21 protein-coding genes are annotated in these 22,348 nt (G+C 71.4%); 13 read left to right on the top strand and 8 right to left on the bottom strand.

The genetic code is table 11. The features are described 5' to 3' along the window. Nucleotides 1–5: 5 nt before the first annotated feature. Together ABZV00_RS01000 and ABZV00_RS00995 are read right to left on the bottom strand one after the other, a co-directional pair. The gene (locus ABZV00_RS01000) at nt 6–437 is read right to left on the bottom strand and encodes a hypothetical protein (protein WP_328422513.1); all 432 of its coding nucleotides are present in this window, start codon (nt 435–437) and stop codon (nt 6–8) included. A gap of 48 nt (nt 438–485) precedes the next feature. Further along, on the bottom strand, nt 486–2,561 hold the full coding sequence (locus ABZV00_RS00995; RefSeq protein WP_355600742.1) for a SpoIIE family protein phosphatase: 2,076 nt from the start codon (nt 2,559–2,561) through the stop codon (nt 486–488). 302 nt (nt 2,562–2,863) lie between these two features. Here ABZV00_RS00995 and ABZV00_RS00990 point away from each other — a divergent pair, with 302 nt between their 5' ends. Further along, nucleotides 2,864–7,231, top strand: coding sequence for a HAMP domain-containing protein (locus ABZV00_RS00990; protein ID WP_355600740.1), 4,368 nt, complete (start codon nt 2,864–2,866; stop codon nt 7,229–7,231). Then, nucleotides 7,228–7,782: a response regulator gene (locus ABZV00_RS00985; RefSeq protein ID WP_355600738.1), complete on the top strand. Its 555-nt coding sequence runs from the start codon at nt 7,228–7,230 to the stop codon at nt 7,780–7,782. The genes ABZV00_RS00990 and ABZV00_RS00985 overlap by 4 nt, the downstream gene beginning before the upstream one ends. Nucleotides 7,783–7,858: 76 nt before the next feature. On the opposite strand, the gene ABZV00_RS00980 is transcribed toward ABZV00_RS00985, so the two are convergent. Then, nucleotides 7,859–8,194, bottom strand: a complete 336-nt coding sequence (locus ABZV00_RS00980; protein WP_088951070.1) for an STAS domain-containing protein — start codon at nt 8,192–8,194, stop codon at nt 7,859–7,861. Between the two features lie 164 nt (nt 8,195–8,358). Between ABZV00_RS00980 and hemL the strand changes: the two genes are divergently transcribed. Genes hemL through ccsB form a run of 6 tightly spaced genes read left to right on the top strand, consistent with a single transcriptional unit; the run spans nt 8,359 to nt 14,408 of the window. Beyond that, the gene (hemL, locus tag ABZV00_RS00975; RefSeq protein WP_355600736.1) at nt 8,359–9,696 is read left to right on the top strand and encodes a glutamate-1-semialdehyde 2,1-aminomutase; all 1,338 of its coding nucleotides are present in this window, start codon (nt 8,359–8,361) and stop codon (nt 9,694–9,696) included. A gap of 6 nt (nt 9,697–9,702) precedes the next feature. Further along, a complete protein-coding gene (locus ABZV00_RS00970; protein WP_328422521.1) occupies nt 9,703–10,350 on the top strand; it encodes a histidine phosphatase family protein in 648 nt (215 codons plus the stop codon). Continuing rightward, entirely contained in the window at nt 10,350–10,916 is a 567-nt protein-coding gene (locus ABZV00_RS00965; RefSeq protein WP_355600734.1) for a TlpA disulfide reductase family protein, read from the top strand. Before ABZV00_RS00970 ends, ABZV00_RS00965 begins: the two co-directional genes overlap by 1 nt. Then, nucleotides 10,916–11,770 carry a cytochrome c biogenesis protein CcdA gene (locus ABZV00_RS00960; protein ID WP_355600732.1) on the top strand — a complete coding sequence of 285 codons (855 nt, stop codon included), beginning with the start codon at nt 10,916–10,918 and terminating at the stop codon, nt 11,768–11,770. Before ABZV00_RS00965 ends, ABZV00_RS00960 begins: the two co-directional genes overlap by 1 nt. Then, the gene (locus ABZV00_RS00955) at nt 11,770–13,425 is read left to right on the top strand and encodes a cytochrome c biogenesis protein ResB (RefSeq protein WP_355600730.1); all 1,656 of its coding nucleotides are present in this window, start codon (nt 11,770–11,772) and stop codon (nt 13,423–13,425) included. Before ABZV00_RS00960 ends, ABZV00_RS00955 begins: the two co-directional genes overlap by 1 nt. Then, complete coding sequence (gene ccsB / locus ABZV00_RS00950) at nt 13,425–14,408, top strand: c-type cytochrome biogenesis protein CcsB (RefSeq protein WP_355600728.1); 984 nt, start codon at nt 13,425–13,427, stop codon at nt 14,406–14,408. Before ABZV00_RS00955 ends, ccsB begins: the two co-directional genes overlap by 1 nt. 20 nt (nt 14,409–14,428) lie before the next feature. On the opposite strand, the gene ABZV00_RS00945 is transcribed toward ccsB, so the two are convergent. Both ABZV00_RS00945 and ABZV00_RS00940 read right to left on the bottom strand, forming a co-directional pair. After that, complete coding sequence (locus tag ABZV00_RS00945; RefSeq protein WP_328422531.1) at nt 14,429–14,644, bottom strand: hypothetical protein; 216 nt, start codon at nt 14,642–14,644, stop codon at nt 14,429–14,431. Between the two features lie 152 nt (nt 14,645–14,796). Next, nucleotides 14,797–15,273: a MarR family transcriptional regulator gene (locus ABZV00_RS00940; RefSeq protein ID WP_355600724.1), complete on the bottom strand. Its 477-nt coding sequence runs from the start codon at nt 15,271–15,273 to the stop codon at nt 14,797–14,799. 100 nt (nt 15,274–15,373) lie between these two features. Here ABZV00_RS00940 and ABZV00_RS00935 point away from each other — a divergent pair, with 100 nt between their 5' ends. Next, complete coding sequence (locus ABZV00_RS00935; RefSeq protein WP_355600722.1) at nt 15,374–15,928, top strand: carboxymuconolactone decarboxylase family protein; 555 nt, start codon at nt 15,374–15,376, stop codon at nt 15,926–15,928. A 36-nt stretch (nt 15,929–15,964) separates the two neighbouring features. Here the strand turns inward: ABZV00_RS00935 and ABZV00_RS00930 are convergent, their stop codons facing one another. Further along, nucleotides 15,965–16,780, bottom strand: coding sequence for an alpha/beta hydrolase (locus ABZV00_RS00930; RefSeq protein WP_355600720.1), 816 nt, complete (start codon nt 16,778–16,780; stop codon nt 15,965–15,967). 224 nt (nt 16,781–17,004) lie between these two features. Between ABZV00_RS00930 and ABZV00_RS00925 the strand changes: the two genes are divergently transcribed. Then, nucleotides 17,005–18,462: a menaquinone biosynthesis decarboxylase gene (locus ABZV00_RS00925; RefSeq protein WP_355600718.1), complete on the top strand. Its 1,458-nt coding sequence runs from the start codon at nt 17,005–17,007 to the stop codon at nt 18,460–18,462. Beyond that, nucleotides 18,462–19,373, top strand: coding sequence for a menaquinone biosynthesis prenyltransferase MqnP (gene mqnP / locus ABZV00_RS00920; RefSeq protein ID WP_328422541.1), 912 nt, complete (start codon nt 18,462–18,464; stop codon nt 19,371–19,373). The genes ABZV00_RS00925 and mqnP overlap by 1 nt, the downstream gene beginning before the upstream one ends. Nucleotides 19,374–19,433: 60 nt before the next feature. On the opposite strand, the gene ABZV00_RS00915 is transcribed toward mqnP, so the two are convergent. Beyond that, complete coding sequence (locus ABZV00_RS00915) at nt 19,434–20,423, bottom strand: terpene synthase family protein (protein ID WP_355600716.1); 990 nt, start codon at nt 20,421–20,423, stop codon at nt 19,434–19,436. 153 nt (nt 20,424–20,576) lie between these two features. Here ABZV00_RS00915 and ABZV00_RS00910 point away from each other — a divergent pair, with 153 nt between their 5' ends. Continuing rightward, on the top strand, nt 20,577–21,206 hold the full coding sequence (locus tag ABZV00_RS00910) for a UbiX family flavin prenyltransferase (protein ID WP_355600714.1): 630 nt from the start codon (nt 20,577–20,579) through the stop codon (nt 21,204–21,206). 100 nt (nt 21,207–21,306) lie between these two features. Here ABZV00_RS00910 and ABZV00_RS00905 read toward each other — a convergent pair whose 3' ends face one another. After that, nucleotides 21,307–21,573: a BldC family transcriptional regulator gene (locus ABZV00_RS00905; RefSeq protein WP_328422546.1), complete on the bottom strand. Its 267-nt coding sequence runs from the start codon at nt 21,571–21,573 to the stop codon at nt 21,307–21,309. Between the two features lie 269 nt (nt 21,574–21,842). Here ABZV00_RS00905 and ABZV00_RS00900 point away from each other — a divergent pair, with 269 nt between their 5' ends. Further along, nucleotides 21,843–22,301 carry an Lrp/AsnC family transcriptional regulator gene (locus tag ABZV00_RS00900; protein WP_328422547.1) on the top strand — a complete coding sequence of 153 codons (459 nt, stop codon included), beginning with the start codon at nt 21,843–21,845 and terminating at the stop codon, nt 22,299–22,301. Nucleotides 22,302–22,348 lie beyond the last annotated feature (47 nt).

Genomic DNA, 22,348 nt, shown 5'->3' with positions numbered 1-22,348 from the left:
CTCGGTCAGTCCAGCCACCACCGGTGCATGTCCAGCAGCGGCGGGGTGAACCGGGCCACCAGCACCAGCAACGTGACAGCCGCACCGGCCAGCAGCAGCGTCCGGGTCACCCGGGGCAGGGCGTCCCGTTCCCGCGCGGCCACGGCCACCGCGACGATTGCCAGCGGCAGCCCGAGCACTGCGCCCACCAGGTAGAGCATCCCCACCACGGCGTAGAGCCAGAGGAACGGGTTCGCACCGTGCATCCCGAACGGGATCAGCTCCTTGGGGTCGTACGCGCCGGTCAGCATCTCGGCCGGGCCGACGCCGGCGGCTGCCATCCGGCCCAGGTAGAGCAGCAGCACCGTGAGGAACGCTCCGACGGTCGCCAACTGCCCGGCGATCAGCGCCCGGACCGCTGGCCGGGAGTACGGCGTGGCCTGCGCGACACTGGACATGACCGTCAATCTACCGAGCCGACCGGGACCCGGTGCGACGAGCGGCGGTCAGCGCGCGTCGTTGCGGAGGACCAGGATGGCGATGTCGTCCCGGGGCGGCTCGACCGAGAAGTTGATCGCGGCGGCGCGCAGCCGGGCCGCCACCACGTCGGCCGAGTACCCGCCCAGTGGCGCCGCCGCGTCACGCAGCCGGTCGGTGCCGAACAGCTCCCGGCCGCGCCGCCGCTCGGTCACCCCGTCGGTGTAGAAGATCAGGGAGTCACCCGGGGCGAGCGTGATCTCCGCCGTCGGCGAGGTGATCGTGTCGAGCAGGCCCAGCGCGGTGCCTCCGGTGCCGACGAACCCGGCGCCACCCGCAGCGGCCAGCAGCACCGGCCGGTCATGCCCGGCAAGGTGCAGCGAAACGTCCAGCTGGTCGCCGTCGCCCTGGGCGACCGCCGCCAGTGCCAGGGTGCAGTACCGGCCGCCGCCCCGCTCGACCAGCGTCTCGTTGAGCCGGGCCAGCGCCTCCGGCAGCGGCTTGCCGTCACCGACCAGCACCCGGATGACGTCCCGGACCAGCCCGGTGACCGCGGCCGCCTGGACGCCCTTGCCCGAGACGTCCCCGATCACCACCAGCCAGCGCCCGTCGGGCAGCGGCAGCACGTCGTAGAAGTCGCCGCCCACCTCGGCGTCGTCGCCGGTCGGGACGTACTCGGCGGCGAAGCCGATCCCGTCCACCAGCGGCAGCACCGGCGGCAGCAGGGACTGCTGGAGCGTCTGTGCCACCCGGCGACGCTCGGCGTGGATGCGGGCGTTCTCGATGGCCAGAGCGGCCCGCCGGGCCACGTCCTCCAGCACGGCCACCTCGTCCGGGTCGTGCCGGTGCCGCTGGTGCCGCCCCACGGCCAGGGTGCCGAGCCGCTGCCCGCGTGCGATCAACGGGACCGCGAAGCCCTCCATCGGCCCGCCGAGCGGAATCTGCGCCGCGCTGCGGGATGCCTCACGCAGCCGGGCCTGGATCGAGTCCGGGCCGGTCTCGGCCAGCACCTTGTGCAACTGCGGCAGCACCGACTCGTCGGCGTGGCTGGCCGCCGCCAACCGGAGCCGGCCCCACTCGTCGGTGGTGTGCACCGCGCACCACTGGCCGAGACGGGGCACTACCAGGTGCGGGATCAGTGCCATGGTCAGCTCGACGTCCAGCGACTGGGCCAGCAGTTCGCTCGCCTCGGCCAGGAAGGTCAGCCACGCCTGCCGGCGGACGTCGGCCCGGCGTAGCCGGTCGTTCTCCAGGTGCAGCGACAGCCGCTCGGCGGTGAGCACCGCCAGTGGCCGGGCGTACGCCGACGGTGCGGCGTCCAGCTCCAGCTCCCCGGCGTACGGGCGGTGCACCGTCAGCGGCACCCGGAGCAGTTCACTGTCGTCGCGGGGTTGTCGGCCGAAGCGGGCCAGCACCTGGCGACCCTGCCCGTCGCCCCGGTCCAGGCGGATCATGCCGCCGGCCGCGCCCACCATCTCGGCGACCCGGCTGAGCAGGCTGTTGGCGAAGTCGGGCAGCGGGTCGTCCGCGTAGATGTCGGGGGCGGTCTGCATGAGTTCGCTCATCGCGCCGGCGCTCGGCGCGGAGCTGTCGGTGGCGGCCCCCGGGCCGGAACTGGCCGGCATCGACTCGCCGCCCGCGCTGGCCCCGGCCGGCGGGTCGGCGCCGGGGCGGTTCAGCCGGAACCAGACGCCCTTCCCGGTGGGCAGGTACGTGGTGCCCCAGCGGCTGGCGAAGTGGTCGACCAGCAGCAGGCCCCGACCCCGCTCGGAGACCTCGTTGATCTCGGTGGCGTCGTTGCGGGTGCCGACGGTCAGCTCGTCGCCCGTGCCGGGCGCGAAGTCGGAGACGGTTACGGACAGCCCGATCTCGTCCGCGACGACCTCGATGTCCAGTTCGGTGCCGGCGTGCTCGACGGCGTTGGTTGTCAGCTCCGTGGTGAGCAGCAGCGCCTCGTTGGCCAGCTCGTCCAGGGCCGCCTCGGTCAGCACCGAGCGGACCACCGCGCGGGCAGCGGCCGGCGTACGACGGTCAGCGGGCAGGCGGACACGCCGGACCGCCCCGTTCCGGGCCCCGGCCGTCGCGGGCCCCGCCTCGGCTGACACCCCCGTATCCTCCACCGTCCCACCGCCGGGTGCCAAGCCGATCGACCATCGCGTGGGCCAGGTCGCCAGCCGGTCCCGTTCCGCTCTCCGCCCGGCTGCGACCATCCGCCCGCCGTGGCGGGGTCCCGGCACCCGGGCGAGGTGTCCGACCGGACGCGCCCGCTCGGCCCACATAGAGCGGATCGGGTGGCCAGCGGGGCCAATCGGCGGGTCGCGCACCCTGGCACTGCGGCGGACCCGGGCACAATATGGAATGCCGGCGTGTGCGCACGGGCCGGCGCCCCCGAGTTGAGCGAGGAATGATGACCACGGCGAAGCAGTCGGTGGCGGATCCGTCCGCACCCGACCACGAGGCGCTCCTCGGTGAGTTGACCGAGGCGCTGCGACGGGTCCGTCGCGGCGACCTGAAGGTTCGGCTACCCCGCCGCGCGGGCAAGGGCGGCGAGGTGGCGGACGCCTTCAACGAGGTGGTCTCGCTCCAGGAGCGGCAGTACCTGGACCTGCGGCGGATCAGCCGGATCGTCGGTCGGGACGGCCGGCTCACCGAGCGACTCGACGACGAGGGGCTGGACGGCTCCTGGGCGGAGGGGCAGCGGGCGATCAACTCGCTGATCGACGATCTGGGTCGGCCGACCACCGAGATCGCCCGGGTCATCGTGGCGGTCGCGGACGGCGATCTATCCCAGCACATGGCGCTGGAGATCGACGGCCGACCGCTGCGCGGTGAGTACCTGCGCATTGGGCGCACGGTGAACACCATGGTCGACCAGCTCTCGTCGTTCTCGAACGAGGTGACCCGGGTCGCGCGCGAGGTGGGCACCGAGGGCAAGCTGGGTGGCCAGGCCGACGTCCGGGGCGTCGCCGGCACCTGGAAGGACCTCACCGACTCGGTGAACACCATGGCGTCGAACCTCACCTACCAGGTGCGGTCGATCTCCCAGGTGTCCACGGCGGTGGCCAAGGGTGACCTGTCCCAGAAGATCACCGTGTCGGCCAAGGGTGAGGTCGCCGAGCTGGCGCACACCATCAACTACCTCACTGACACGCTGCGGCTCTTCGCCGAGCAGGTGACCCGGGTGGCCCGTGAGGTGGGTACCGAGGGCAAGCTGGGCGGCCAGGCCGAGGTGCCGAACGTGGCTGGCACCTGGAAGGACCTGACCGACAGCGTCAACTCGATGGCGTCGAACCTGACCGCCCAGGTGCGCAACATCGCCCAGGTCTCCACGGCGGTGGCTCGTGGTGACCTGTCGCAGAAGATCACGGTGGCGGCGCAGGGCGAGATCCTGGAGCTGAAGGACACCGTCAACACGATGGTCGATCAGCTGTCGTCGTTCGCCGACGAGGTGACCCGGGTGGCTCGTGAGGTGGGCATCGAGGGCAAGCTCGGCGGCCAGGCCCAGGTGCGTGGGGTCTCCGGCACCTGGCGTGACCTCACCGAGAACGTCAACCAGCTGGCCGGCAATCTGACCAGCCAGGTCCGCAACATCTCCCAGGTCTCCACGGCGGTGGCGAAGGGTGACCTGTCGCAGAAGATCACGGTGGACGCCCAGGGCGAGATCCTGGAGCTGAAGAACACCGTCAACACGATGGTGGATCAGCTGTCGTCGTTCGCCGACGAGGTGACCCGGGTGGCCCGTGAGGTGGGCACCGAGGGCAACCTGGGCGGTCAGGCGCAGGTGAAGGGCGTCTCGGGCACCTGGCGGGACCTGACCGACAATGTGAACTCGATGGCGTCGAACCTGACGAGCCAGGTGCGCAACATCGCGTCGGTGACCACGGCGGTGGCGAAGGGTGACCTGTCGCAGAAGATCACGGTGGATGCTCGGGGCGAGATCCTGGAGCTGAAGTCGACGGTGAACACGATGGTCGACCAGTTGTCGTCGTTCGCCGACGAGGTGACCCGGGTGGCCCGTGAGGTGGGCACCGAGGGCAAGCTCGGCGGCCAGGCCCAGGTACGCGGCGTGGCCGGCACCTGGCGGGACCTGACCGACAACGTGAACTCGATGGCGTCGAACCTGACCGCCCAGGTGCGGAACATCGCCCAGGTCTCCACGGCGGTGGCGAAGGGTGACCTGTCGCAGAAGATCACGGTGGATGCTCGGGGCGAGATCCTGGAGCTGAAGTCGACGGTGAACACGATGGTCGACCAGCTGTCGTCGTTCGCCGATGAGGTGACCCGGGTGGCCCGTGAGGTGGGCACCGAGGGCAAGTTGGGCGGTCAGGCGCAGGTCAAGGGCGTCTCGGGCACCTGGCGGGACCTGACCGACAACGTGAACTCGATGGCGTCGAACCTGACCGGCCAGGTGCGCAACATCGCCTCGGTGACCACCGCCGTGGCGAAGGGTGACCTGAGCCAGAAGATCACCGTGGACGCGCAGGGCGAGATCCTGGAGCTGAAGTCCACGGTGAACACCATGGTCGACCAGCTGTCGTCGTTCGCCGACGAGGTGACCCGGGTGGCCCGCGAGGTCGGCATCGAGGGCAAGTTGGGCGGTCAGGCGCAGGTCAAGGGCGTCTCCGGCACCTGGCGTGACCTCACGGAAAACGTCAACCAGCTCGCCTCGACCCTGACCACCCAGCTGCGGGCCATCGCGCAGGTGTCCACGTCGGTGACCCGGGGTGACCTGACCCAGCGGATCGCGGTCAAGGCGCAGGGCGAGGTCGCCGAGCTGAAGGACAACATCAACCAGATGATCGTCACCCTCCGGGAGACGACCAAGAAGAACGCCGAGCAGGGCTGGCTTGACTCCAACCTGGCCCGGATCGGCGGCCTGTTGCAGGGCCAGCGGGATCTGGGCGAGGTCTGCCGAATGATCATGACGGAGGTGACCCCGCTGGTCGACGCCCAGCTCGGCGCCTTCTTCCTGGCCGACGACGCCGACGGCAGCATGCGACTGAAGCTGACCTCCTCCTACGGGTACGTGGCGCGGGGGCACGACGTCACCTTCGGGCCGGGTGAGGGGCTGGTCGGGCAGACCGCCCTCTCCCGCCGGACGATCCGGGTCAGCGCATCCCCGAACAGCCGGCTCACCCTGCGCTCCGGCCTGGCCGAGACGCCCCCGTCCGACCTGGTGGTACTCCCCGTGCTGTTCGAGGGGGAGCTGCTCGGGGTGATCGAGTTCGCCAGCGTGGCGGCCTTCTCCGAGCTGCACCTGGCGTTCCTGGAGCGGCTGGTGCTCACCATCGGCGTCGCGGTCAACACCATCCAGGCCAACCGTCGTACCGAGGAGCTGCTGGCCCAGTCACAGCGGCTGGCGCACGAACTCCAGGAGCAGTCGGCGGAGTTGCAGCGCACCAACGCCGAGCTGGAGGAGAAGGCCACCCTGCTCTCCGAGCAGAAGGGCAACATCGAGACGAAGAACCGGGAGATCGAGCTGGCCCGGCTCGGCCTGGAGGAGAAGGCGCAGCAGCTCACCCGGGCCTCGGCGTACAAGTCGGAGTTCCTGGCCAACATGAGCCACGAGCTGCGGACGCCACTGAACTCGCTGCTGCTGCTGGCCCGGCTGCTGGCGGAGAACTCGGAGCAGAACCTCAACCCGAAGCAGATCGAGTTCGCCCGGACCATCCACAGCGCCGGCTCGGACCTGCTCTCGCTGATCGACGACATCCTGGACCTGTCCAAGATCGAGGCGGGTCGGATGGACGTCGAGCCGACCGAGATCCGGTTCGCGGAGATCCGCGGCTACGTCGAGCAGGCGTTCGCGCCGCAGGCCGAGGAGAAGAACCTGGACTTCCAGGTACGGGTGAGCAAGGACCTGCCACCGGCGCTGGTCACGGACGCGCAGCGGTTGCAGCAGATTCTGCGCAACCTGCTCTCCAACGCGGTGAAGTTCACCGACAACGGTGCGGTGACGCTGCGAATCGCCCCAGCGGCGGAGAACGCGGTCTTCGACGTGCCGGCGCTGACCAACGCCCAGCAGGTGATCGCGTTCACCGTGATCGACACCGGGATCGGCGTCTCCGACGACAAGCTGTCGATCATCTTCGAGGCGTTCCAGCAGGCGGACGGGACCACCAGCCGCCGCTACGGCGGCACCGGCCTGGGCCTGTCGATCAGCCGTGACCTGGCTCGGTTGATCGGGGGCACGATCACCGTGTCGTCGGCGCCCGGGCAGGGGTCGACCTTCACCCTGTTCGTGCCGCAGGTGCTGGCCCCGGACGCCGTGGTCGCGCCCCAGGCGCCGTCCCCGCAGCGCGCCGGTCTGCCGTCGTCGCTGCTGATGCCGCCGCTGGAGCTGTTTCCCGAGCGGCCGGAGGCGCCGGCCACCCGCCAGCTGGACGGGTCCACGGTGCTGATCGTGGACGATGACGTGCGTAACGTCTTCGCCCTGACCAGCGCCTTGGAGTTGCACGGGATGACCGTGCTGTACTCGGACAACGGCGTGGACGGTGTCCGCCTGTTGGCCGAGCACCCGGAGGTGGACATCGTGCTGATGGACGCCATGATGCCCGACCAGGACGGGTACGAGACCACCCGCCAGATCCGCCGCAACCACCGGTTCGCCGACCTACCGGTCGTCTTCCTGACCGCGAAGGCGATGCCGGGCGACCGCGAGTCCGCACTCGCGGCCGGGGGCAGCGACTACATCACCAAGCCGGTCGACCTGGACGACCTGATCGAGCTGATGTCGTCCTGGATCAGCGGCAGCCGGACCGAGGAGACTTCGTGACCCAGATGGCCAAGGCGCTACTCGTCGACGACCGGCGGGAGAATTTGATGGCACTGGAGGCGATCCTCCAGGGCCTGCCGGTCCAGTCCGTGGCGGTGGAGAGCGGCGAGGCGGCGCTCAAGCAGCTGCTGGTGGACGACTTCGCGGTGATCCTGCTGGACGCACAGATGCCGGACATGGACGGCTTCGAGACGGCCAGCCACATCAAGCGCCGGGAGCGGACCCGGCACGTGCCGATCATCTTCCTCACCGCCGCCGACCGGGACGCCCAGCTCGCCCTGCGCGGGTACCAGGTGGGCGCGGTGGACTACCTGACCAAGCCGTTCGACCCGTGGGTGCTGCGGGCCAAGGTGTCGGTCTTCGTCGAGCTGTGGGTGAAGACCCGGCAGTTGGCTGCCCAGTCGGACCTGGTGCGGGAGCGCGACACGCAGTGGCGGCGGCTCACCGACGCGGTCGACGAGGCGGTCACCCTGCTCCGCTCCGACGAGCCGGAGGCTCGGGACCGGGCGGTGGAGCTGCTCGAACAGGCCCGCTGGGGCAACACCTCCTGACGGAGGGGTGGGCGCTCAGGCCTCGCCGGGGCGGATGTGGCCGCTGGCCGCCCGGCGGGCCCGCCAGCGACTGGGCCTAGCCGGTGGGTTGGTCGTTGCGGATCATCAGGGCGCTGCGGAGGCCGGTGATGTCCAGGACGCGGATCAGGAAATCACCCACGTGAGTGAGCATCAGCAGGCTCTGCGCGTGGCTGGCCTTGCGGCTGAGCACGACCAGGGTGCCCAGGCCCTGTGAGTCGCAGAAGGTGACGCCGCCGAGGTCGAGCACGATCTTCGGCGGCGGGTCGGCCAGCACCTCGTTGACCACGGTGGAGAGCTGCGCGGCCGTGAGCATGTCGATCTCACCGGCCAGGCGCAGCACTGCTTCGTCGCCCGTCCGGTGTAGCGTGATGGACAGTTCGGCACGATCCACCCGGTCAGCCTAGCGCGATCCGGACGACCCGGCCTGTCGAGGCCGCGAGGCGCTCCGGCCGCCGTGTCGGCCCCGTTGACGGGCGCCGGAGGCGGGTGAGCCGGGTAACCCCGGTCCGGGGTGGCTGCGGCCTGACCGTTCGGCGCTGACACAATGGCGGCATCGTGACCGAGACATTCTCTGCCGGATCCGGCCGCTACCCGGCCGACGCGCCGGCCTCCGAGGCCCTGTTCGACCGCGCCCGCGCCATCGTGCCGGGCGGGGTGAACTCCCCCGTGCGCGCCTTCCAGGCGGTCGGCGGCACCCCGCGCTTCATGGTTCGCGGCGAGGGTCCGTGGCTGCACGACGCCGACGGCCGCCGCTACGTCGACCTGGTCTGCTCCTGGGGTCCGCTGGTCCTCGGGCACGCCCACCCGGAGGTGGTGGACGCCGTACAGGCCGCCGCCGCCCGGGGCACCAGCTTCGGCACCCCCACCCCCGGTGAGGTGGAGTTGGCCACCGAGATCGTCGACCGGACCCCGGTGGAGCAGGTCCGGCTGGTCAACTCCGGCACCGAGGCGACCATGTCGGCGATCCGACTGGCCCGCGGCTTCACCGGCCGCTCCAAGATCGTCAAGTTCGCCGGCTGCTACCACGGGCACGTCGACGCTCTACTCGCCTCCGCCGGGTCCGGCGTGGCCACCCTGGGCCTGCCCGACTCACCCGGCGTCACCGGCGCGGCGGCCAGCGAGACCATCGTGCTGCCGTACAACGACGTCAGGGCGGTCGAGGAGGCCTTCGCCGCCGAAGGCCAGCACATCGCCGCGGTGATCACCGAGGCCGCCGCCGGCAACATGGGCGTGGTCGCCCCCCGCGACGGCTTCAACCAGCAGCTAGCCCGGATCGCGCACGCGCACGGCGCGCTGCTCGTGGTCGACGAGGTGATGACCGGCTTCCGGGTCTCCCGCGCCGGCTGGCACGGCCTCGACCCCTCCGACGCCGACCTGTGGACGTACGGCAAGGTCATGGGTGGTGGGCTGCCCGCCGCCGCGTTCGGCGGGCGCGCCGAGATCATGGCCCGGCTCGCCCCGGCCGGCCCGGTCTACCAGGCCGGCACGCTCTCCGGTAACCCGCTCGCCTGCGCCGCCGGCCTGGCCACGCTGCGGCTGGCCGACGACGAGCTGTACCGCCGCCTCGACGAGACGGCCGCCGTCGTGGGCAAGCTCGCCGCCGACGCGTTGGCCGCCGCCGGGGTCCCGCACCGGCTGTCGTACGCGGGCAGCATGTTCTCGATCTTTTTCACCGACGCCGACGTGGTCGACTACGACAGCGCCCGCACCCAGCACGTGCCGGCGTTCAAGGCGTTCTTCCACGCGATGCTCGCCGCCGGCGTGTACCTGCCGCCGAGCGCGTTCGAGTCGTGGTTCGTGTCGGCGGCGATCGACGACGCCGCTCTGGATCAGATCGCCGCCGCGCTGCCGACGGCGGCGAACGCGGCGGCAGCGGCGGGTCACGGGGGGTAACGAGCGGTGAGCAAGACGGTGGTCCACGTGCTCCGGCACGGCGAGGTGTACAACCCCGACCAGATCCTCTACGGCCGGCTGCCCGGTTTCCGCCTCTCCGAGCTGGGTGTGCAGATGGCCAAGGCCGCGGCACAGGGGTTGGCGGAGCGGGAGGTCGTGCACGTGGTGGCCAGCCCGCTGGAGCGCGCCCAGCAGACCGCCGAGCCGATCGCCGCCCAGTTCGGGCTGTCGGTCGGGGTGGACGAGCGGCTGATCGAGAGCGCCAACTGGTTCGAGGGCAAGAAGGTGTCCCCGGGCGACGGGTCGTTCCGCGACCCGCGCAACTGGTGGGTGCTGCGCGACCCGGTGACGCCGTCCTGGGGCGAGGCGTACCGGGTCATCGCCGAGCGGATGTTCGCCGCCGTGCACGCCGCCCGGGTCGCCGCCGAGGGGCGCGAGGCGGTGCTGGTCTCGCACCAGTTGCCGATCTGGACGCTGCGCCGGTACGTCGAGCGCAAGCGGCTCTGGCACGACCCGCGCAAACGGCAGTGCGGGCTGGCCAGCCTCACCTCGTTCCACTTCGACGGCGCCAAGGTGGTCGGCATCGGCTACAACGAGCCGGCCGCGCACCTGATCGCCCTCTCCGCGACCGCCCGGACGGCCAAGGGGGCCTGATGAACGCCCGGAGGTGGACCGCGGGTCTGCTCGCCACCGTCGCCGCGGTGGCGCTGGTCGGCTGCACCTCGCAGGGCCGGGAGAAGACCTGCACGACCACCTCCGACGGTGTCATCGAGTGCGCACCGGACCAGCGCTCGGCACCGCCCGCGATCAGCGGTGAGCTGCTCACCGGCGGCAACTACGACGTCAGCCAGGCCCGTGGCCAGGTGGTGGTGCTCAACTTCTGGGGTTCCTGGTGCGCGCCCTGTCGCGCCGAGGCGGACGACCTGGAGGGCACCTACCAGGCCACCAAGGCCTCCGGGGTGACCTTCCTCGGCATCAACGTCCAGGACCAGCGGGACAAGGCCAAGGCGTTCGAGGAGGGCCGGGTCACCTATCCGAGCCTGTTCGACCCGCCGAGCAAACTGGCGCTCGCCCTGGACATCCCACCGAACAGCATTCCGGCGACCGTGGTGCTCGACCGGGAGGGCCGGATCGCCACGGTGATCCGGGCAGCGGTCAAGCAGGAGGGGCTGCAACCGATCGTCGAGCGGATCGCCGCCGAGCAGGCGGCGTCTCGCTGATGGGCGAGACCTTCAAGGAGTTGGCCACGAGCGGGCCGCTGCTGCTCGCCATCGGCGCGGCGGCGCTCGCCGGCCTGGTCAGCTTCCTCTCCCCGTGCGTGCTCCCGCTGGTCCCCGGCTACCTCTCGTACGTCACCGGCCTCGCCGGCGCCGACCTGGAGGGCCGCCGTCCGGCGGCCGACCCCACGCCGGCCAACCCCACGCCGGCCAACCCCACGCCGGCCGAGGCCACTGGCGGTGTCGCCGTCCGGGAGCGGACCGCCACGGCCGCGGCCGTCAAGGGCCGGGTGCTCGCCGGGACGCTGCTCTTCATCGCCGGCTTCACCGTCGTCTTCGTCGCCACCGCGATCCTGTTCGCCAGCATCGGCCGGGTCTTCTTCGAGTACGAGCGGCAGCTGGAGATCGCCATCGGCGCGCTGATCATCGTGCTCGGGCTGGGCTATCTCGGGCTGATCCCGGCCCTGCAACGGGAGTTCCGGATCTCCCGTCTGCCCTCCGCCGGGCTGCTCGGCGCCCCGGTCTTCGGCGCGGTCTTCGCACTCAGTTGGGTGCCCTGCACCGGCCCCACGCTCGGCGCGGTGATGGGCATGGCCACCGCGAGCGGCCAGAGCGACCGTGCGGTCGTGCTCGCCGTGGCGTACTGCCTCGGGCTGGGGATACCGTTCGTCGTCTTCGGGCTGGGCTTCCAGCGCCTGCTCGGGGTCTTCCGCGCCGTCCGGCGCAACAGCCGCTGGGTCACCCGGGTCGGCGGCGCCCTGCTCATCCTGATCGGCCTCGCGCTGGTCACCGGCGGATGGCAGAGCTTCGTGATCTGGTTGCAGACCACCGTCGGGGTGGGCGAGGTGAGCATCTGATGACCGCCCTGGACGACCGGCCGGAGACCGCGGCCCCGGCGCCCCGGCGCCGGCCCAACCGGCTGCTGGCACTGCTGCGCAACTCGTGGCGGCAGCTGACCAGCATGCGTACGGCGCTGATCCTGCTCTTCCTGCTCGCCGTCGCCGCCATCCCCGGCTCGGTGCTGCCGCAGCGCGGGATCAGCCCGGAGAGGGTCAACGAGTACTTCACCGAGCACCCGGACCTGGCCCCTCGGCTGGACCGGATCGGCGCGTTCGAGGTCTTCGGCTCGGTCTGGTTCTCCGCGATCTACCTGCTGCTGTTCACCTCCCTGATCGGCTGCATCACGCCCCGGCTGCGCGACCACGTCCGGGCGCTCCGGTCCCGGCCGCCGGCCGCGCCGAAGCGGCTGCAGCGGCTGCCGCAGCACGCGGTGCTGCCCGCCCCGGCCGGCGGCGCGGCGGCGGTCGCCGAGGTGCTGCGCGGCCGACGCTGGCGGGTGGAGGTCCGCGGCAACGAGGTCTCCGCCGAGAAGGGGTACCTCAAGGAGACCGGCAACCTGCTCTTCCACACCTCGCTGATCGCCGTGCTGATCGGCGTCGCGCTCGGCTCGTGGTACGGCTGGAGCGGCAACCGGCTGCTGGTGGCGGGCGCCGACAACGCCTTCTGCAACACCCGGCAGCAGTACGCCGAGGCGAAGCTCGGCCCCCAGGTGGACAGCGAGGACCTGCCCCGTTTCTGTCTGCGGCTGGACGACTTCCAGGCCCGGTTCCTGGCCTCCGGCCAGCCGGAGTTCTTCGACGCCACGGTCACCGTCGACGGCCCTGACGAGCCGACCCGCAGCGCCAACTTCTCGGTGAACTCGCCACTGCGGCTGGGCGACGCGAACGTCTACCTGCTCGGCCACGGGTACGCCCCGGTCATCCGTTACACCGACCGGTTCGGCCGCACCCAGGTCAGCGACGAGCCGTTCCTGACCACCGGCGACATGGGCCTGACCAGCGAGGGGCTGGCGGCCTTCCCGGACGCGAACATCGACCCGCGGACCGGGCAGCGCGCACCGGATGAGCAGATGGCGTTCACCGGCATCTACCTGCCCACGGCGCCACAGCAGGCACCGTTCGTCAGCTCGCAGTACCCGACCGAGCGCAACCCGGCGCTGAACCTGGTCGCCTACCGGGGCAACCTCGGTTTGGACGCCGGCATCCCGGGCTCGATCTACCAGCTCGACCAGCGGCAGGTGCGGACCGGCAAGGTCAAGGAGGTCGGCACCAAGCTGCTCAAGAAGGGCGAGACCTGGACGCTGGACGACGGCAGCAAGGTCGAGTTCCTCGGCACCGAGCGGTACGTCACCCTTTCCGTCCGGCACGATCCCGGCTCGACGATCCTGCTGATCAGCTGCGGGTTCCTGCTGGTCGGGTTGATGGGCTCGCTGTTCGGGCGGCGCCGCCGGGTGTTCTTCCGGGTGATGCCGGCCGACCCGGCGGACGGATCTCCGACGGGCGGTAGTAGCTTGATGGAGGCCGGTGGCTTGCCGCGCACCGACTATCCAGGGTTCGCCGACGAGTTCGCCCAGCTCGTCGCCGCGGTCAGCGGTGACGAACGGGCGGCCGAGCGGGCGGCAACGGATGCTGACTCCAGCGGCCGGGCCGGTGTGCGAGAAGGGACCGAGTGATGTCCGCGCTCTCCGACAATCTGGTGACCTTCGCGATCCTGGTGTACCTGGTCGCGATGATCTGCCACGCCGTGGAGTACGCGCTGGGCAACGCGCGTACCTCGGTCGCCGCCGCGGCTCCGGCTCCTGAGCTGGTCGGCGCTGGCGTCGGCGGAGGCGGCGGTGCCGTACCGACGTCGTCCGCGCCGGTCCCGGTGTCGGCCGCAGCCGACCGCTCGGCGCGGCGCGCCCGGATCGCCGGCCTGGCCGCGGTGGGCGCCACCGCGCTCGCCGCCGTGCTGCACCTCGCGGCGCTGGTCACCCGCGGCATCGCGGCCGACCGCATGCCCTGGGGCAACATGTACGAGTTTGTGCTCACGGTGACGTTCATCGGGGTCGCGGCCTGGCTCGTGGTGCTCTGGAAGCGGCCCTCGCTGCGCAAGCTCGGGCTGTTCCTCACCCTGGTGATGGTGCTGCTGGTGGCCACCGCCGAGCTGGTGCTGTACGTGCCGATCGTGCCGCTGGTGCCGGCGCTGAACTCGTACTGGTTCGTCATCCACGTCTCGACCATCGTCTTCGCGTCCGGCATCCTGCTGTTGGGCGCCGTGCCGGCGGTCGGCTACCTGATGCGCTCCGGGTTCGAGCAGGGCAAGCGGAGCTTCCCGTACACCCTCGCCAAGCGGCTGCCGGCGGCCGCTGGTCTGGAGCGGCTGACCTTCACGCTGCACGCCTTCGCCTTCCCGATCTTCACCTTCGCGGTGATCGCCGGTGCGATCTGGGCCGAGGCGGCCTGGGGGCGGCCGTGGGGCTGGGACCCGAAGGAGACCTGGGCCTTCATCTCCTGGGTCGTGTACGCCGGCTACCTGCACGCCCGGGCCACGCCCAGCGTGAAGCGCAACGTGGCCACCTGGATCGCCGTGCTCGGCTTCCTCACCGTCCTGATGAACCTGTTCGGCGTGAACATCTTCTTCACCGGCCTGCACTCGTACGGTGGCCTGGACTGATCCTCGAGTAGCCCGACGTCCTACCCGTCGGATCCCGGCGACCGGGGTCGCCAGCCGCGCAGTGTCCGGTCCACCTGCACGGTGACCTGGTAGGCCACCTCCGGCAGGTCGGCCAGTTCGATCCGCTCGGCGCGCAGCGCCAGTTGGGCGTGCAGTTCCCGGGCGATGGCGTCGCGCACCTCGACCAGCAGGGGCGACAACCCGTCCGGGTCGCCGACGACGTAGGCATCCGACATGCCTTCCAGGCTGCGCGCCGGCGGGCGAGGCACGCCAGTGCCGGTGAGATTTGTCCGCGCGGCTTGACCCACTCCAGGTCGGCGATGTCGCGGTGTTTCGCGCCGCCAACACCGCCATGTCGGCAACATGGTGTCGATCAACCCTGGTGCGGTCAGCCGCCGAACCACCCTGGCACGTCGAGCCGGAACCAGTTGGCGGCGGCCATCGTCCGCAGGTCGTCCTCCAGGGCGTCGACCCGCTCCGGGCCGAGGGTGTCGGCCCACCGCTCGCGCAATCGGTCGAAGATCTCCGCCGAGCGGCGCAACCCGTCGACACCGCGCGGGGTCATCATGACCAGCCGGCGGCGGGCGTCCCGGGGGTCGTCGATCCGGGCGAGGTAGCCGACGGCGACCAGCCGGTCGACCGTCTTGCCGGCTGCCTGCTTGGAGATGCCCAACCGCTGGCCCAGTTCGGTGGCGGTGGTGCCGTCCGCCCCGACCGCTTGGAGCACGAAGCCGTGCAGCGGTCGCAGCTCCGGATGGCCCTGCCGGGCCAGCTCGGCGTGCAGGTCGTCGATCAGCGTCCGGAAACCGGCCAGGAGCAGCAGCGGCAGCTGGAAGCCGGGCCGGGCGGGTTCAGCGGTTGCCATGTTCGACAACCACGTTTACTATTTCGTCAACCACGTTGACTATCTTACGGGGCTCCGGGCGACGTGGCACTCCCGACTCCGCTGCCGAAAGCAGGTAACCGTGTCCGTCTTCACCGCGCACACCGCCGAGACCGCCCCCGTCGCCGCCCGTCCGACCGTCGAGGCGGTACGCCGCCGGTTCGGCTGGTTGCCCGCCCCGGTGGCGCTGATGGCCGACTCGCCGCAGCTGCTCGCCGGCTTCCTCACCGCCAACGCGGGCTTCGAACAGACCGCCCTCGAACCGCTGGAACGGGAGGTGGTCGTCCTCGCCGTCGCCACCACGAACGAGTGTCACGTCTGCGTCGCCCTGCACACCGGCACGCTCACCCGGCTCGGCGCGACCACCGAGCTGATCACCGCGCTGCGGGCCGGCACGGCGCTGCCGGAGCCACGGCTGGAGGCGCTGCGCCAGTTCACCCTGGCCGTGCTCGACCATCGAGGTGCGGTGCCCGACGGCGTGCTGGACGACTTCCTGACCGCCGGCTATCAGCCCCGGCACGCGCTGGACGTGGTGCTCGGCGTTGGCACGTACACCATCTCCACCTTCGCCAACCGGCTCACCCGCGCGCCGCTCGACCCGCCGCTGGCCGCCCACGCCTGGGAGCCGGCCGCCTGACGGCCGCCGCCGGTGGTCGGCCGGCGGCGGAGCCGGTCAACCATCGGCCGCCACCCGGTCGAGCCACTCGCCCACCAGCGCGTCGAACAGCCCGGGCTGCTCGATCTGGAGGTTGTGGCCGGCGACGTCGAGCACCGCGAACGTCGCCCGCGGGTAGTGCGGCAGCAGCACGAACTGGTCGAGGTAGCCGGTGACGTGGTCCTGGCGCCCGGTGAGGATCAGGGTCGGCCGGGTGAACGGCGCGCCGTCCTCGGGATCCTCGCTGAGGGTCCACCGCTGCCGGATGCGCGCCATCGCCGTGGTGTCCGCGACGTCGAGGCCGGTCAGGATCTCCTCGCGGAACCGGCGCAGCGTCTCCGGGGTCTGCACGACAGAGATGTCCGCGAACTCGGCAGCGGTCCGGGCGTCGGTCGAGGCGAGCAGATCCGGGTCGGGGCGCAGCACCTGCCGCTGCGGCACCGTGCGATCCGCGTTCTCCACCGCAGTGCCGGTGGGGCAGACCAGCGCCAGGCCGCGCACCTGGTCGGGGCGGGACCGGGCGATGGCGCGGGCGAGATAGCCGCCGTACGACTCGCCGACGAGCAGGAACGGTGCGTCGCCGAGGACGTCGTCCACGAAGTCCTGCACGGCGGCGAGCACATCGTCGGAGCTGGCGATCTCGGGCGGGCACGGCGACTCGCCCATGCCGGGCAGGTCCGGGTAGAGCCGTCGGTAGCCGGTGCGCCCGGCGAAGACCGGCTCGAGGCAACCGAGCATCAGCCGGTGGTCAGGTGTCCAACCGTGCAGGGCCAGCACCGGGGTCCCCGTACCGTGCTCGACGAAGTTCAACGTCACCGGCGTGCGGTGCGGCATGGTGTTCCCCCTGGTCTGTTGCGACGGCCCACGCATGGTGCCGGTCGGCGCCGACAGATCCGGCCCGGACCGGCGGCTGCTGTGGCGAACCCCACGGGGCCGTCGGCACACAACGGGCGATCCGCCACCGGCAGGCGCGGTCAGGATGCCTCCGGCCGGGTGACGCCCGCCATCCCCGGACCCGGCCGGGAAGGTTGGGGCGCCGGTGGGGGAGACTGGCGGGTATGGCGCGTGGCTTCCCGTACACCGATCTCAAGGACTTCCTCGCGGCGCTGGAGCGCGCGGGGGAGCTGCGACGTGTCGACGTCCCGGTCGACCCCACGCTGGAGATCAGCGAGGTGGTCACCCGGACGGTCCGCGCCGGCGGTCCGGCGCTGCTCTTCGAGCGGCCCACCCGGGGCGAGATGCCAGTCGCCGTCAACCTGTTCGGCACCGAGAAGCGGATGGCGATGGCGCTCGGGGTGGAGAACCTCGACGAGATCGGCGCGCGGATCGGCGAGCTGCTCAAGCCGGAGCTGCCGCAGGGCTTCTCGGGCATGATGGGCGGGCTCGGCAAGGTCATGCAGCTCAAGTCGATGCCGCCGAAGAAGGTCAAGACGGCCCCCTGCCAGCAGGTGGTCTACCGCGGCGACGACGTCGACCTCAACCGGTTGCCGGGGCTGCAGGTCTGGCCGGGTGACGGCGGGATCTTCCACAACTTCGGGCTGACCCACACCAAGCACCCGGAGACCGGCAAGCGCAACCTCGGGCTCTACCGGCTCCAGCAGCACTCACGCAACACGATCGGCATGCATTGGCAGATCCACAAGAACTCCACGGCGCACCACGCGGTCGCTGAGCAGCTCGGGCAGCGGCTGCCGGTGGCGATCGCCATCGGTGCCGACCCTGCGGTCGCCTACTCGGCCAGCGCGCCACTGCCGGCCGACATCGACGAATACCTCTTCGCCGGTTTCCTGAGCGGCGAGCGGGTCGAGATGGTCGACTGCCTGACCGTGCCGCTGCAGGTGCCGGCGCACGCGCAGATCGTCCTCGAGGGCTACATCGAGCCGGGCGAGCGGCTGCCGGAGGGCCCGTTCGGCGACCACACCGGCTTCTACACGCCGGTGGAGCCGTTCCCGGTGATGCACATCGAGGCGATGACCATGCAGCGCGACCCCGTCTACCACTCGATCGTCACGTCCCAGCCGCCCCAGGAGGACCACGGTCTCGGCAAGGCCACCGAGCGGATCTTCGCGCCGCTGCTGCGCTTCTTGATTCCGGACATCGTCGACTACGACCTGCCGGCCGCCGGGGTCTTCCACAACTGCGCGATCGTGTCGATCCGCAAGCGGTACCCGAAGCACGCCCAGAAGGTGATGAACGCTATCTGGGGCGCGCACATGATGTCGCTGACCAAGCTGATCGTGATCGTCGACGAGGACTGCGACGTGCACGACTACAACGAGGTGGCCTTCCGCGCCTTCGGCAACGTCGACTACGCGCGCGACCTGCTGCTCACCGAGGGGCCCGTCGACCACCTCGACCACGCGTCGTACCAGCAGTTCTGGGGCGGCAAGGCGGGCGTCGACGCGACCCGCAAGCTGCCCACCGAGGGATACACCCGCGGCTGGCCGGAGGAGATGCGCATGTCGCCGGAGGTCACCTCCCTGGTCGACAAGCGCTGGAAGGAGTACGGCATCTGATGGCGGTCCTCGACGCGCCGGCCGAACGTCCGGGCCGGATCAAGTCCTTCCTCAAGCTCGTCGCGATCGAGCACTCGGTCTTCGCGCTGCCGTTCGCGTACCTGTCGGCGCTGACCGCGATGCAGGTCAACGGCGGCCGGGTGCGCTGGATGGACCTGCTGCTGATCACCGTGGCGATGGTCGGGGCGCGGACGTTCGCGATGGCCGCCAACCGGATCCTCGACCGGCGGATCGACGCGCGGAACCCGCGTACCGCCGGCCGTGAGCTGGTCACCGGTGCGGTGAGCGTGCGGACGGCCTGGACCGGCGCGGCCGTCGCACTGGTGGTCTTCCTCGCCGCCGCCGCCCTGCTCAACCCGCTCTGCCTGGTGCTGGCGCCGCTCGCCGTGGTGCCGCTGGTGGTCTACCCGTACGGCAAGCGGTTCACCAACTGGCCGCACGCCATCCTTGCGGTGGCTCAGGCGGTCGGCCCGGTCGGCGCCTGGCTGGCGGTCACCGGCACCCTGGACGGCTCCTGGCCGGCCTGGCTGCTGGGCGCGGCGGTCGGGCTGTGGATCGGCGGCTTCGATCTGATCTACGCCTGCCAGGACACCGAGGTGGACCGGGAGATCGGTGTGCACAGCGTGCCCGCCCGGTACGGGCGGCGCTTCGCGCTGCACGCCTCCACCGTGGCGCACGTGGTGACCTTCGGGCTCTTCGTCTGGTTCGGCGCGCTGATCGGGTTCGGCTGGCTCTGGTGGGTCGGCCTGGCACTGACCGCGGTCGCCTTCGGCTACCAGCACGTGGTGGTCACCCCGACCGACCTGAGCAAGGTCAACCGGGCGTTCTTCACCGCCAACGGCTTCGTCGGCATCGCGCTGTTCGTCTTCGCCCTGCTCGACCTGGTGATCCGGCTCGACCTGCGGCCCTGATCGGTCCGCATCGCCCGACCTCCGCGCCGACCCGCTGCGGCGCGGTCCGGGCCGGCGCGGTCAGGGCTGGGACGTGCCGGCGGGCTCGGGATGCTCGGTGGGGTAGCGCCCGCTCTCCAGCGTCCACTCGATGGTGCCGCGCACCGCGTCGGCCACCCCGTCGAGGTGGTCGGTGACCGCCTCGTCCAGCGCCGGGCCGAACGACGGCACTGCGGCCCGCAGCGCCACGAAGTGCCGCATCGACTCCCGCCAGCGCTCCGCCACCCGGTCGACCGCCGTCGCGGGCGACAGGCCCCACTCGTCCTGCATGGCCAGCACGAGGTTGTGCCCGCCCGCGGTGGCCCGGTCCCGGTCCAGCGAGGCCAGGTCGTTGTACCAGGAGAGCAGGTCGTTGCCGGTGTGGGCGAGCTGGCGCAGCAGCGGGTGGTGGTAGACCGGGTCGGGCAGCGGTCGGCCGCTGACGAACTCCACCAGCGGGTAGGACACGTCCGCCGCCGAGGTGGCCCGACGCAACTCGACGTACTCGGTGACGCCGGGCCGATGGCTGGCCTCCTTGTTGACCGCCTCCCGCCAGGTGCCGTCGAGATGCCGGGCCACCGCGTCGGCGAAGCGCAGTCGCCACCGGGCCGGCATCCGGCGGCGCGGCTCCCGCCAGGCCAGCACCAGTAGCCGTCGGAGCGGACCGGTCAGCCCGGCGTGCCGTGGCCGGGGGCCGTCGTGCAGCAAAGCCAGCGTGCCGTTGCGCAGCGCCCGGATCTGGCCCGGGTCGAGCCGGCCCGGCCCGTCGCAGGCGTCGTCGACCAGGAAGAACCAGGTGAACAGGGCGGTCAGCACACGCAGGTCGGCCTCGCTCGCGTCCGGGTAGAGCCGGCCGGCGTACCGGGCGAAGGCACCCCGGGTCAGCCGGTGCAGCGCGGCGTCGTCCAGCGGCAGGCCCAGCTCGGGCAGCAGGCCGAGCAGCCACTCCTGCACCCGGTCGGCGTGCGGCGAGAGCCGGGCCGGGATCGGGCACTCGGCGCGTAGCGTCCAGAGGACCTTGCCGGTCGTCACCGATGCCTCCTGTGCGATCTGCTGCCGGTGCGAATCGCCACCGGCAGCATCTCAGGTCGACGGGATGCACAGGTACCCCCCGGACAACTCGGGCGACCAGCGATCCCGGGGGTGCCCGCCGACGCACCAGCCCGACCAGGCAGGCTGGAAGGTATGCGGGAACCATGGGTGGTCGGAGTCTCCGGGGCCTCCGGCACGCCGTACGCGGCGGCCGTCATCGGCGGGCTGCTCGACGCGGGCGAGGCGGTGGACCTGATCGTGTCCCGGGCGGCGCGGCTGACCCTGCTCGACGAGACCGGGCGGCCGTTCCGCGACGCGCACTGGGCCGAGGACCTCGCCGCCTGGCTCGGCCGGGACCTGACCGGCGCGGACCTGCGGCACTGGCCGGCGGGCGACCTGGCCGCCGGGCCGAGCAGCGGCTCCTACCGGGTACGCGGAATGGCCGTGGTGCCGGCCAGTACGGCTGCCTGCGCCGGCATCGCGATCGGGCTCTCCAAGGACCTGTTGCAGCGTGCTGCCGAGGTCAACCTCAAGGAGCGCCGGCCGGTGGTGGTGGTCCCCCGGGAGACGCCGGTGACCCGTAGCCACCTGGAGCACCTGATCGCACTGCACGACGCCGGCGCGGTGGTGCTGCCGGCAAGCCCGGGCTTCTACGGCGCGGGCGCGTCGGCCAGCGCCCAGCAGTTGGTCGACTTCGTGGCTGGCAAGGTGCTGGACGCGCTCGCCGTCCCGCACACTCTGTTCCGACGGTGGTCCGGCCAGCTCGGCGCGGCCCGGAGCTGAGCCGTCCGCTCAGCCCGACCGGTCCTGCGGCGGGACGACTGGTCGTAGTGGGACGCGGACCGGACTGATGCCCGGTCCGCGTGGCGTTGTCCGCACCAGTTCAGTACATGCCGGCGTTGGCCGGACCTGGCCCGGTGGAGGCGGCCGGTCCCACGTTGCGTGATTTTCCGACCTCGTCCACCTCGTCCAGCATGCCCTCCCCCTCAAGCAGGGCTCGCACCTCGGATTCCCGAAACCGGCGATGCCCGCCTGGAGTCCGGATGCTTCCTATCCGGCCGGCCGCCGCCCATCTCGTCACAGTCTTCGGGTCCACCCGAAACAGCGCGGCGACCTCACCCGGTGTCAGCAGGCGATCTCCAGTGTCCACAGCCCCCTCCTCGCGTCGACGAAGCCCCTGGCTGAACACACTGCCCCCGGCTGGTGCGAGCCCAGAGCCGTCATGAGGGACGTATGGCAATTACAGCACCAGGGACCTGGCCTGTCCGCCAAACGCGAAAAACGCACTGAGTGGGAAGTTAGTAAATGGTACTGGCGTAACCCCTACCTTCACTGTCTGTTTGTGAACAGTCACTCACTGCTGTGTGCAACGGATGCCGAAGGCGTCGCGTTACGCCCAACCGGTTAAGGTCACTCTCCGTGGACGCCATCGACCTGAGCCTCGTCGACCTGCTGCGCGGCAACGCCCGCCTCTCGTACGCCGAGTTGGCCCGGCAGGTGGGCCTCTCCGCCCCGGCCGTGCACGAACGGGTCGGCAAGCTGGAGAGCAGCGGCGTGATCCGGGGCTACCGCGCGGACGTGGCGCCGGAGGCGATCGGGCTGGGTGTCACCGCGCTCATCGGCATCGTCGAGGACTCGGGCGCGGACAGCGACGACATGCTCGAGTCGCTCCGGGTGCTGCCCGAGATCGAGTCCTGCTACTTCATGGCGGGTGTCGAGTCGTTCCTGCTCAAGGCGCGGGTCGGCACCATCGCCGAGTTGGAGCAGCTGATCGTGCGGCTGAACCGGACGCCCGGGGTCGCCTCCACCCGGACCGCCATCGCGCTCTCCACCAAGTGGGAGAACCGCCCCCAGCCCGTCGGCTCGCCGCCGGCCTGACCCGCGCGTACCGCCCACCGGCCGTCGGCGTACCCCCGGATCCGGCA

Source organism: Micromonospora sp. NPDC005173 (assembly GCF_040608515.1).
Classification (GTDB): Bacteria; Actinomycetota; Actinomycetes; order Mycobacteriales; family Micromonosporaceae; genus Micromonospora.
Note: the sequence above shows the minus strand (reverse complement) of the source record. Positions and strands in the feature narration are given on the sequence as shown.

Excerpts from the sequence above, each read along its gene's own strand:
- ABZV00_RS01000 (WP_328422513.1), bottom strand. The coding sequence starts at position 437 with ATGTCCAGTGTCGCGCAGGCCACGCCGTACTCCCGGCCAGCGGTCCGG.
- ABZV00_RS00990 (WP_355600740.1), top strand. The coding sequence starts at position 2,864 with ATGACCACGGCGAAGCAGTCGGTGGCGGATCCGTCCGCACCCGACCAC.
- ABZV00_RS00965 (WP_355600734.1), top strand. The coding sequence starts at position 10,350 with ATGAACGCCCGGAGGTGGACCGCGGGTCTGCTCGCCACCGTCGCCGCG.
- ABZV00_RS00960 (WP_355600732.1), top strand. The coding sequence starts at position 10,916 with ATGGGCGAGACCTTCAAGGAGTTGGCCACGAGCGGGCCGCTGCTGCTC.
- ABZV00_RS00955 (WP_355600730.1), top strand. The coding sequence starts at position 11,770 with ATGACCGCCCTGGACGACCGGCCGGAGACCGCGGCCCCGGCGCCCCGG.
- ccsB (WP_355600728.1), top strand. The coding sequence starts at position 13,425 with ATGTCCGCGCTCTCCGACAATCTGGTGACCTTCGCGATCCTGGTGTAC.
- ABZV00_RS00945 (WP_328422531.1), bottom strand. The coding sequence starts at position 14,644 with ATGTCGGATGCCTACGTCGTCGGCGACCCGGACGGGTTGTCGCCCCTG.
- ABZV00_RS00940 (WP_355600724.1), bottom strand. The coding sequence starts at position 15,273 with ATGGCAACCGCTGAACCCGCCCGGCCCGGCTTCCAGCTGCCGCTGCTG.
- ABZV00_RS00930 (WP_355600720.1), bottom strand. The coding sequence starts at position 16,780 with ATGCCGCACCGCACGCCGGTGACGTTGAACTTCGTCGAGCACGGTACG.
- ABZV00_RS00925 (WP_355600718.1), top strand. The coding sequence starts at position 17,005 with ATGGCGCGTGGCTTCCCGTACACCGATCTCAAGGACTTCCTCGCGGCG.
- mqnP (WP_328422541.1), top strand. The coding sequence starts at position 18,462 with ATGGCGGTCCTCGACGCGCCGGCCGAACGTCCGGGCCGGATCAAGTCC.
- ABZV00_RS00910 (WP_355600714.1), top strand. The coding sequence starts at position 20,577 with ATGCGGGAACCATGGGTGGTCGGAGTCTCCGGGGCCTCCGGCACGCCG.